The 4428-nt window shown below is 39.0% G+C and carries 5 protein-coding genes and 1 other RNA gene; all 6 read right to left on the reverse strand.

What is annotated here, in order from left to right:
* Nucleotides 1-246: 246 nt before the first annotated feature.
* Entirely contained in the window at nucleotides 247-552 is a 306-nt protein-coding gene (locus tag C9J34_RS22900; protein ID WP_107841435.1) for a pro-sigmaK processing inhibitor BofA family protein, read from the reverse strand.
* A 155-nt stretch (nucleotides 553-707) separates the two neighbouring features.
* Nucleotides 708-923 carry a YaaL family protein gene (locus C9J34_RS17325; RefSeq protein ID WP_107841436.1) on the reverse strand — a complete coding sequence of 72 codons (216 nt, stop codon included), beginning with the start codon at nucleotides 921-923 and terminating at the stop codon, nucleotides 708-710.
* 12 nt (nucleotides 924-935) lie between these two features.
* Nucleotides 936-1532, reverse strand: a complete 597-nt coding sequence (gene recR, locus C9J34_RS17330) for a recombination mediator RecR (RefSeq protein ID WP_107841437.1) — start codon at nucleotides 1530-1532, stop codon at nucleotides 936-938.
* 10 nt (nucleotides 1533-1542) lie between these two features.
* Nucleotides 1543-1857, reverse strand: a complete 315-nt coding sequence (locus C9J34_RS17335; protein WP_107841438.1) for a YbaB/EbfC family nucleoid-associated protein — start codon at nucleotides 1855-1857, stop codon at nucleotides 1543-1545.
* A gap of 179 nt (nucleotides 1858-2036) precedes the next feature.
* The gene (gene dnaX / locus C9J34_RS17340) at nucleotides 2037-3767 is read right to left on the reverse strand and encodes a DNA polymerase III subunit gamma/tau (protein WP_107841439.1); all 1731 of its coding nucleotides are present in this window, start codon (nucleotides 3765-3767) and stop codon (nucleotides 2037-2039) included.
* 121 nt (nucleotides 3768-3888) lie between these two features.
* Nucleotides 3889-4156, reverse strand: an RNA gene (gene ffs, locus C9J34_RS17345) — signal recognition particle sRNA large type.
* Nucleotides 4157-4428: the final 272 nt, after the last annotated feature.

Genomic DNA, 4428 nt, shown 5'->3' on the forward strand with positions numbered 1-4428 from the left:
TTAAATGAAACGTTTTTTCATTCACGTCTTGCTTGTTCAGTTTTCAAGGTTCATATCAATCGCTGTTTTCCTGAGCGACATTTAATAGTTTAACATGTCTCTCAGTCGATGTCAACACCGTAACAACAACTTTTTAAATTTATCATATCGTAAGCTCGAAGTCAACAATTTATTTCATCGTTAATTCGTCGCCCTAACGACTTTATCTATAATATCATCACAATTAGTTTTATGCAATACTTTTCTTTAAAAATTTAATAAAAAAGTTGTAAACCCTACGCACAGTATACCTGGAACCCCTAAAAACGTTACGGTTACTATAGAAAAGATGTTAATCGGTAATACGATTCCTTGCATCGCTAACAATAAATGAGCGCCAAATAAAATCATTACTGCAAAAGCTAACTTAAACCAAATGACAGCTAATTTTTCGAAAACTACCTTCCAATTTAACTTACTACCTATAAATAGAACGAAAAGTACAATCGCACTAATTCCAAGTATTTTATAAATACTAATCCACTCCTTGCAAATGTATTCTACAGAACATATGCGAGAGCTGTGGCAATTATTTCTGCTTTAGGCATACTAAATATTCCAAAAGCTGACCATATTTTAAAATAACAACAGCTATCTGAAGAGTGACATGCGAGCCATATTTTCTGCGACAAGCAGTTGTAGGAACACATTTTCCAGATAGCTATATTTTACTTGATGTTTACTCGACGTATTCTAGCTTCCTTAAATAAGAAGAAGTGAACACTCTCTGCAGCTTTTCTTTGCGCCTCAACATCTAAATTAAGGTCATCTGATAAGTCTTCAATTAATTTGGCATTATGCCAATCTTCTTTTGTTTCTTTCATCAAATTCACTAATTTTACATCGAATTCTTTTTTCAATTTTCCTTTTCGCGAAAAAAACATACTTCACACACCTTACAGCTCGCGTCTACCTTCCAACGCTTTAGATAAAGTAACTTCATCGGCGTACTCTAAGTCGCCTCCCACTGGCAAGCCATGTGCAATTCTTGTTGTTCGAATACCAGATGGCTTCACGAGACGAGAAATATACATTGCTGTTGCTTCCCCTTCAATTGTAGGGTTCGTTGCTAAAATGAGCTCCTGTACTCGCTCATCATGAAGCCGTGTTAATAAAGAAGCAATATTAATATCTTCTGGTCCAACACCTTCAATAGGCGATATTGCACCATGTAGCACATGATACATCCCATTGTAGTCGCGCATTTTTTCCATCGCGATAACATCTTTAGGATCTTGCACTACACAAATCATTGATACGTCACGTTGTTTATCAGCGCATATTTGACACGGGTCCACATCCGTTATATGACCACATTGGGAACAGTACATTAAATTACGCTTTGCATCAACTAATGCCTTTGCAAAGGATAAAACGGTGTCTTCTTTCATTGTTAAAACAAAAAATGCCAGACGAGCCGCAGTTTTCGGCCCGATGCCTGGCAGTTTCATAAAGCTATCAATTAGCTTTGAAATTGGTTCAGGATAGTGCATATGATGCCTCCTAGAATGGAAGGTTTAAGCCTTGTGTGAATTTACCCATTGTTGAGTTTGTAGTCTCTTCTACTTTTTTCAATGCATCGTTTGTTGCAACAACAATTAAGTCTTGTAACATTTCAATATCTTCTGGATCCACTACAGACTCGTCAAGATTTACTTCAAGGATTTCGCGTTGACCGTTAATGATTACTTTCACTACACCGCCACCTGCAGATCCTTCAAATTGCTGTGCATTTAAAGCTTCTTGTGCCTCCATCATTTCCTTTTGCATTTTTTGCATTTTTTTCATCATACCTTGCATATTGCCCATACCACGCATAATTAAATTCCTCCTAATTTAATAAATTTAATCCATTACGCCTCGGCTCCAGATTTTTTCGAGTTTGCTAGTGGCAGTGAATCTAAAATCGCCAGCATACACCTGCAAAATCTGTGACATCAGCCAGAGGCTTTATTTCGATCCAATGAATATTGAAACATCCGCTAAATCAAAATAAATTACTCCTCGATAACTTCAACAAAATCTTTGCCGAATAATGCTTCGGCTTCCACTATAAGTGGATCCTGCGACGCTATCGGTTGTGCATCGTCAATAAACGGCTGTGTCTCTTCTTGCTCTTGAGCCTGTTCGGTTTTTTTAGCATTTAAACCGTTATCACGAATAAAGTTTTCGCGCAGCTCAAGCCATGAACTTTCTGGAATACACAGCATCTCATACACCGTACCAATTTGTGCCGCCAATGTTTGTGAAAACATCGTTAATAAAGATCGATTTTCAGCTACCATTTGACAATGTATATCATACTTGAATTTTAACACAAAAGCACTAGAAGATGCTGCAACAGGCTCTGCTTCTGCTAAAAGTGCTGCTTGTGATTTTTGTAGTTGATTTAAGCCTTGTGCCCAAGCCGATTTTATTTTCTGAATATCTTCCTTTGTTGCATCTTTCAATACTTCTTGAATACGTCCTGTTTGTGGCTTAAAGCCATTTGGTGTTTTCGCTCTTTGTCGAGGTGCCTGCTTTTCCTGTTGCTGTTCCGTTGTACCATTTGCTAATTGCTCCGTAAGTTGCTGAACAAGCCGCTCTAACGTCACTACTTTTTCCTCTAGTGCGGGATTAACTCCTACTACTGACTGAGAACCCGATGTTATTTGCGTTATTTTTAACAGAGCAGTTTCTAAATAAATTTTTGTATGATGTGAAAATCGCATTTCTTGCTGTGTTTGCGATAATGTATCAATGAAGCCATACAGCGTATCTGTTGAAAATTGCTGTGCTAATTGGACAAACTTCTCTTCTATTGTAACAAGCTCTAACAGCTCGCTTAAATCGCCTTCCGTTTGTAATAGCAACAAGTCTCGGAAAAACGTAATAAGGTCCTCTGTCAAACGTAATGGCTCTTTCCCATCAGCAACTAGTTGCTCTAACAAGATTAATACTTTGGCTACATCTTTTTGTTTTATGCCCAGTGCCAGCTCATAAAATACATCTTGGCTAACGGAGCCTGTTACAAAAAGAGCATCCTCCACCGTTAAACTGTCCTTACTGAAGGAAACAACTTGGTCTAGCAAGCTTAATGCATCACGCATCCCTCCGGCAGCCGCTTGTGTAATCACTTTTAACGCTTGCTCATCAAAGGATAGACCAATATCCTCCAAAACAACCTTCATGCGCTCTAAAATATCAATAGAAGAAAGTCGTTTGAAATCAAAACGTTGGCAGCGTGAAATAATCGTTGCTGGTAGCTTATGTGGCTCTGTTGTTGCTAAAACAAATACAACATGCGCTGGTGGTTCCTCCAATGTTTTCAGTAATGCATTAAAGGCACTTGTCGATAGCATATGTACCTCATCGATAATATACACTTTGAAACGTGCATTTGCTGGTGTAAAGTGAACTTTTTCAATAATATCGCGCATTTCTTCTACACGCGAGTTAGAGGCTGCATCGAATTCAATAATATCTGGGTGGGAGCCTTCTGTAATGCTTTTACATGTTGCACATTCATTACATGGCTCACTCGTTGGGGCATGCTCACAGTTTAATGTTTTCGCAAAAATTTTCGCCGTACTCGTTTTCCCTGTACCGCGTGGGCCAGAAAAGAGATATGCATGGGTTGTTTTATTTGCGAGGAGGGCATTTTGTAGCGTTCTTTTCACATGTACTTGCCCTGACATTTCTCGAAAAGACTGAGGGCGATAGACACGATAAAATGCTTGATACGTCAACGGTTTCCTCTCCTTTGCTAAGTTTCACTAGCTATAGTATAGCATTAATCATCTCTATTTTTCTTTAAAAAAAGCGCATCCATCATAAGGAGATGGATGCGCTATAATTGGCAATTTAATGCCGTGCACCTTTCTTTGACAGCCGCACATAAGCGTTACTCTTGTCGACAGCTCAGGTTAGGCTACCCCGCGGCACATGAGTGAAACCACTTAATGCTGCTTCCTTCCGGACCTGACATAGTTCATGGGTACCCATTGCGCAGGACCCAACCGTCAACACTACGTGCAAAAGGCAGACCAAACAATACGGACAGCCTCAGAAAAGGAATTCAATCTTGCTAGAGCGGATTGCAAGTTACAGGGCACCGCTACCTCCCCATCTAGCACGGCATTTATAAGTATACTCACATGCTACAAAAAAAGCAATGGATTGCACATAGGAATTTATTGTTTATTTTAATCAGATCGCTATATACGCTTTTGTCTAGAAATCTAATTTAAAATCCAACAGTAACCATTTGCTGAATCAAGTTAAATATTTTTTTCAAAAATACTTGACCACATACCTCATACGTGATATTCTAGTTCTTGTGGATAAGACATCTATACGGAGGAATACCCAAGTCCGGCTGAAGGGATCGGTCTTGAAAACCGACAGGCG

Source organism: Metasolibacillus meyeri, assembly GCF_003049505.1.
Classification (GTDB): Bacteria; Bacillota; Bacilli; order Bacillales_A; family Planococcaceae; genus Metasolibacillus; species Metasolibacillus meyeri.